This is a genomic window from Chitinophaga sp., from assembly GCF_035564935.1.
GTDB lineage: Bacteria > Bacteroidota > Bacteroidia > Chitinophagales > Chitinophagaceae > Chitinophaga.
This window is the reverse complement of record NZ_DATMTE010000796.1, coordinates 1-5,728: the sequence shown is the minus strand read 5'-3', so window position 1 is coordinate 5,728 and position 5,728 is coordinate 1. Positions and strand designations below refer to the sequence as shown.

Sequence of the window (5,728 nt, the reverse complement as noted above, 5' to 3'; positions counted from 1 at the left end):
GAACCGGAGGTCATTGGCCTCGAACTTCCTGATCAGGTTAATGGTATCCAATCTGAATACAGCGGTGCCATAGGCGCCGGTAGAGGTGATAGCCGGTGTAGAAGTAAACCCTTCCCAGGTATTACGGCCACCGAGCACATTGGTGGGCTGCAACTGCCAGATAGCTTCCCCGCTGTTTGCCAGGAATACCTTGTTCAGGTCTGTTAGCAGTGAATAACGGTTATCATTGATCACCAGCGATGCCGTGGTTTCTGCCAGCGCCCAATTCTGGTTATACAGGTACACCCTGGCCAGCAGAGCATTAGCCACCGCTTTATCGGGGCGTATATGCTGTCCCGTAGGATAATCATCTCCCATTAACGCTACTGCTTCTTTCAGATCGCTGATAATGGTGTTATATACCTCTGCACGCGGGGCGCGGGATTTCACACTATTTACTTTATAGTCTGTGCCGGTGATCAGGGGCACATCTCCATACATATTTACCAAATAGAAATAACAGAAAGCCCGCATGAAATGCGACTCTCCCAATAACTGGTTTTTTACAGACGGCGTTAATGCAGTTGCCGTGGAAAGCCCTTCCACGCACGCATTTGTCTGGTAGATATAACTATAAAGATCAGCAAACATGCTTTGCACATACTGGCTGCTGGGCAGCAACCTGTTCTCTTTAAAAACATCGTAGTTCGCGAAGCTGGAATAATAGGCCATATCATCTGCCTGCATAGCGGTGAGGTAGTTGATCAGCACATTCGCAAACTGGTAGTTGAAGGAGTACATACTGCCATACAAACCGGTAACTGCTGCGGTAGCCGTTTTATCGTCTGTAAACACCAGGCCGGATGGCAGTTCATTCTTTGGTAACGGCGTATCCACGTACTTACTGCAGGAACTGCCGCAGAGAAGAAGAACACCGATTAAAAATATATTAATTCGTTTCATGGTAAATCTTTTTATTATCTGCAAAACAGGAATATTCTTTACAAACCAAACTGTAACCCGATGGTATAGGCTTTTAGCGGTGGCATTACCATACCCTGGGTTTCAGGATCAAGACCTTTATAATTGGTAAAAGTGAGCAGGTTTTGCGCTAAAGCGTATACGCTTACGTTGTTAACTTTCCAGCGTTTGGTATATTTCGACAGGTCATATCTCACCGATACATTTTTCAGGCGGATGTAAGAGGCGTCGCCCCAACTGGCGGTAGACAGGCTATAGTTCCTGTAGTTAGCTGTTCCTGCGGAAGTAGTGGCGCCGGGAACAGTGGCAATATCCCCCTTGTTTTTCCAACGATCCAATGCACGCAGGTCCTGGTTAGCGAAGGTACCGATGGCGGGGCTACTGTATCCATAGCCAATTTGCGGGCCTTCCTGTTTTACAAACTGCAACAGGAAATCGAGGCTGAATCCTTTATACGTAAAGCTGTTCTGTAACCCGCCGTAAAATGCCGGCATTGTTTTGCCGAGTGTTACATAATCGTCAAACTCTGCGGGATCAGTAGTAGTGCCACTGTTGCTGTAGAACTGCGCCAGTCCCGTTTCCGGATCAATGCCCAGGAATTTGTATCCTCTTACAATAGTCAGGGATTGTCCTACTACGTATTGATCTTTATACGCAGATGCTTCAAAACCGGGATATGATTTCAGTTCATTTTTACTCACAGTAAGGTTCAGCGACGATTTCCAGCTAAAGTTGGGCCGCTGAATATTGGTGGTATTCACTTCAAATTCCCATCCGCTGTTAAGTACTTTTGCCGGGAAGTTAGCGGTGATGGAAGAGAATCCTACCTGTGGCGTTAGCTGATCGTTCACCAGCTGATTACCGGAGATGTTGTGATAGTAATTGGTGTTAAAGAGGATCCTGTCGTTCAGGAATCCCAGTTCCAGGCCAATTTCCTTCTTACGGTTCTCTTCCCATCTGTACAGTGGATTCGCCAGGCGTGTAGGTGTTAATCCCGGTATAGCATCATAAGGATAGGGATTTGAAGTCCAGCTGTCAAGATACTGGTAATCCCCTATGTTATCATTACCTGTCAGGCCCATGCTGGCACGGAGTTTACCGAAGCTGAGGAAACTAACATTCTTCATAAAAGCTTCTTTGGTAAATATCCAGGCGGCGCCTATTGCCCCGAAGTTGCCAAAGCGGTTACCCGGGCCAAAGCGGGTGGAGCCATCGCGGCGGAATGTGGCGTTCACCAGATATTTTCCATCCCAGTTATAATTGATCCTTCCAAAAATGGAAGTGTAACGGTAAAAGGAATACTGTGATGGGTTAGGTGTAATAAGGCCGGCTGCACTCTGATCTTCCAGCAGTGCATCGCTGGAAAAGCCTGTTGCTTTTACCGATTGACCCTGCCGGATGGTTTGCTGCCAGGTACCGCCTACCATTACGTTCAGATCCCCTTTGGCGATGGTCTTGTTATAATCTACCTGCGGTTCGATGATGTAAGAACCGATATCGGAAGTACCGAAGTATGTCATGCTCCCGGTGGAAGTAAGCGGGTTAAAGGTGGCGTCAGGATACACCTGCACCTGTTTCATGTTTGATTTATTGTATCCCAGGCTTGTTTTCAGATTCAGTCCGGGCAGGATGGTGTACCTGATAATACTGTTAGCCACGAGGTTATTGGTGTTTATTTCGGAGCGGCGCAGCAGGTAAGCCTGTGGATTTTGAACGCTTCCAAACCAGTAGTATTTACCGGTAGAATCATACAGCGGGTAATTCGGCGACATATTGAAGAAGCTGGTAAGATCGCTGGCCAGTGAATTATCCTTATTGGCAGAATAATTTACAGAAGTGTTGATATTAAACTTGCCATCGGCGCTGCTGTGATTTAAATTGAAATGCCCCGCGCCTCTCTGGTAGCCGAGGCTTCCCGGCATTACCGTTGTTTCTTTATGATAAGTGCCGCTTAATAAAAACTGTGTTTGTTCATTACCGCCGGATACAGCGCCTTGTGCTTCCGTAGTATGACCGGTACCGCCAATCATAAACTTCTGCCAGTCGGTAGTATGCTGCTGGTCCCATACAGTAAGGTCCGGAGCAATATCTTCATCATAGGTTTTACCATCATTTTTAAACGCTTCCTTACGCATGGCGATGTATTCCGGTGTATTCAGCATTTTAACGGTATTCACTACTTTACTGGCGCCCGTATATACGTTGAAGTTAGCCTGTGTTTTACCGGATTTACCTCTTTTGGTAGTGATAAGCACAACGCCGTTAGCGCCCCTGGAGCCGTAGATAGCAGTAGCGTCCGCATCTTTCAGTACATCGATGCGTTCAATATCCGACGGGTTAATGGTGGCCAGCGGGCTTTGATTACCATTTGCAGAGGTAAACTGGTTAAGTGGTTCGGAATAAAAAGGTACCCCGTCGATCACATAGAGAGGATCATTTTTATGATCCTGGTCAATAGAGCTTTGTCCTCTGATAGTTACTTTAAAGCTGGATCCCGGCAACCCGTTGGAAGAAGAGATCAGCATACCTGCCACTCTGCCCTGCATAGCGGCCAGGGGGTCCATCACCGGCTGGGAGCCAATATTTTCCGCGCTCAGGCTGGAAACGGAACCCGTGTTATAGCGTTTGCTGGTAGTACCATAGCCGATCACCACGGTTTCATCGAGCCTGCTGGCCTGTTGTTTCAGGAATAACTGCAGTGGTCCGTAATTACCGATGCGAACAGTGTACGGTTCATAGCCCACATAAGTTATCACCAGCTCATCGCCGGGGCCTGCAGCAAGGGAGAAATGCCCGTTTTCATCTGTGATGGTACCAATGTTGGTGCCTTTCACTTTAACGGTTACCCCGATCAGCAATGTACCTGCGGCATCTTTCACCACGCCCGTCACCGGTTGCTGGGTAGCTTCCGGTGCGGTGCTGATGTTGTTGCTGCTGCCTGCGGGCAGCGCTTTTTTCTTAATGAAAATGGTTTTGTCTTTAATAGTGTAGTCAAGCGGCTGGCCTTTAAATATTTCCGCAAGGAAATCTGTAAGGCTCGTGTTTTCCGCTTTGATGGTAACCGGTTTAACGGTGCGCAGCAGGTCCCTGTCGTAAAAGAACAGGTAACCTGTTTGTTTTTTCAGAGAAGTAAACACTTCTTCCATCGGCGCATTTTTTACCGACACAGACACTGTTTGTGCAAAAGCACCCGCAGATACTTTTAACGTTGCCACAATCATGAGAACAATCGTCAATCTCATAGTAAGTGCAATTTTGGTTGGGGAAAGTCCGGGTATAGAAAGGACTTTACCATGATAATTCAATTGCATAGATTTGCATTTGTTAGGATGGATAATCAGTATTCAAGTATGTACAAGCTGAGTGCTACTATCATCCGGACATATTCACCGGGGATGGGTCCAAGCATCCCCGGTTCTTTTTGTCCGTATGGCAGCATTATAAAAACTAAAGTTGGTGGTGCATAAACGTTCAGTTGACAATAGCTAAAAAAATAAACCCGCTGTTACTATGGTTCCACGATAATGCTGCGTCCCTGCAGGCGGAAATGGATACCGGTACTTCCCAGTCCTTCCAAAACATCCGACAGTGGCAGGTTGCGTTGAATTTCTCCCTGAAAACGGCGGGCAGGGATATTACCTGCATAAACAATTGTTACATCATACCATCTGGCCAGCTGACGCATCACGGTGGGGATGTCTGCGTCTCGGAAATAAAATTCCTCTTTCTTCCAGGCCAGTATCGCCGCAGTATCTGCCTGCGCTACGATATCAATATTACCAGGACTTTTTACCAATGCCTGCTGACCGGGTAATAATACCCTGGAACTGTTGCCTGCATTTATTTTTACGGCGCCTTGTATAAGGGTCGTTTTAATGCCTGGTTCATCTGTATAGGCGTTGATATTAAAACTGGTGCCTAATACTTCTATGTTTGTTTGGTGACTGACCTTTACATTAAAAGGCATTTTTGCCATGGCAGCCACTTCGAAATATGCTTCTCCTTTTATTTCCACTTCTCTTTTCCCTTCCCTGAAAGCGGTGGGGAAAGTAATAGCGGAAGCTGCATTCAGCCACACCCTGGTACCATCCGGTAATACGAGGCGGAACTGTCCTCCTCTTGGTGTGGTTAGTGTATTCAGGGTGGCTGGCGCATTAAAATTTTGCGTGTTGTACTGCAGCTGGCCGTTATTCAGTTGTGCAGGGATGCCGGGCACGTTAATCGTGGCAATACCGCCATTGCCCAGTGGTATTACCGAACCATTTGCCAGTATTAAGGTGGCTTTGCTTGATCCGGGCAATACCGGCGTTGTGGTGAGCGCCGCTACCGGGGCAGGCGGGGCGGAAGGGCGAAAAAAATATATGCCTGCTCCCAATAACAGCAATACAGCTGCGGCGGCGCTCCACCACCGGTACATGTGGCGTACCGGCCTGTTATTTTCTGCCGGGAAATGCTTTGCGCTGAAAGCAGCCCAACCGGCGGCGGTGTCGAACTGTTCGTATTGCGACAGCTTACCGCGGAGTAGCTCCGGGTCGGTCATCTGCTCAAAAAAAAGACGGTTCTCTGCGGAGGCGTCCTGCCATACACGCAGTTCTTCCTCCTCAGCTGCTGTAAGCGCATCCTGCTGGTAACGGCCTACCAGGTAGGCTATCCGCTGCAATAATGGATTTGTTTCACTGTTTTGACCTGCTTCCAAACTCACCTCTTTTACTATAGAAACAATAAGATCCTGTTTTCGATTAAAGAAATCTTAAAAAAAAATTTACAG

The 5,728-nt window shown here is 47.5% G+C and carries 3 protein-coding genes; all 3 read right to left on the bottom strand.

All coding sequences use genetic code 11. The features are described 5' to 3' along the window. On the bottom strand, positions 1–942 hold a 942-nt coding region (locus tag VN105_RS20720; RefSeq protein ID WP_325643765.1), incomplete at its 3' end, for a RagB/SusD family nutrient uptake outer membrane protein. A gap of 38 nt (positions 943–980) precedes the next feature. Continuing rightward, on the bottom strand, positions 981–4,202 hold the full coding sequence (locus VN105_RS20715; protein ID WP_325643763.1) for a TonB-dependent receptor: 3,222 nt from the start codon (positions 4,200–4,202) through the stop codon (positions 981–983). A 266-nt stretch (positions 4,203–4,468) separates the two neighbouring features. Further along, complete coding sequence (locus tag VN105_RS20710; RefSeq protein WP_325643761.1) at positions 4,469–5,656, bottom strand: FecR family protein; 1,188 nt, start codon at positions 5,654–5,656, stop codon at positions 4,469–4,471. Between the last annotated feature and the right edge of the window lie 72 nt (positions 5,657–5,728).

Bases quoted from the DNA above. Each gene is read 5' to 3' on its own strand.
- VN105_RS20715 (WP_325643763.1), bottom strand. From the start codon at position 4,202: ATGAGATTGACGATTGTTCTCATGATTGTGGCAACGTTAAAAGTATCT.